The 599-nt window shown below is 33.4% G+C and carries 1 protein-coding gene; it reads right to left on the reverse strand.

Annotated elements, in window-relative coordinates; genetic code table 11:
- Window positions 1-211: 211 nt before the first annotated feature.
- Window positions 212-599, reverse strand: a 388-nt coding sequence (locus CWB66_RS20950) for a YqhA family protein (RefSeq protein WP_138586958.1), incomplete at its 5' end; no start/stop codon positions are given.

Genomic DNA, 599 nt, shown 5'->3' on the forward strand with positions numbered 1-599 from the left:
AACATGATCATTCTAGCGTATTAAATAACTCACTAACTACGTTAAAAATTATTTATATAAAAAAACTATGTATCATAATTTTAGCCTTGTTATTGAGCTATTTTCTTATCGCTATAATAGATCACTAATTTAATGCAATTGGTATTAGTTAACTTTTGCAGTTAGCCGTAAAAAAGCCCAGAGCATAAACTTGGGCTTTTTTGTATTGGTACTAATGACTTTGCGTTTTACTGTTCAAGTAATCTGTTAATGCAAATAAAACACCCGACATCACAAACGTAACATGAATAATCACCTTCCATAGTAGTTCATCGTTTGGATGCGCGCCTGAGTTAATAAATACTTTCAACAGTTCAACAGCTGAAATAGCAACAATGGCACTGATCAATTTCATTTTTAAACCTGAAAAGCCCACCTTTCCCATCCACGAAGGTCTGTCTTCATGATTGTCTATATTGAGCTTAGAGACAAAGTTTTCGTAACCACTAAAAATAATGATTAAAAGTAACCCAGCTAATAACGCGGTATCCACTAGCGTTAAAATACCAACGAGAAGCTCTTGGTTAGTAGATGTAAACGTTGCTAGACCCATTAAATAA

It is taken from the genome of Pseudoalteromonas sp. S558 (assembly GCF_005886635.1).
In the GTDB taxonomy this organism is placed as follows: domain Bacteria; phylum Pseudomonadota; class Gammaproteobacteria; order Enterobacterales; family Alteromonadaceae; genus Pseudoalteromonas; species Pseudoalteromonas aliena.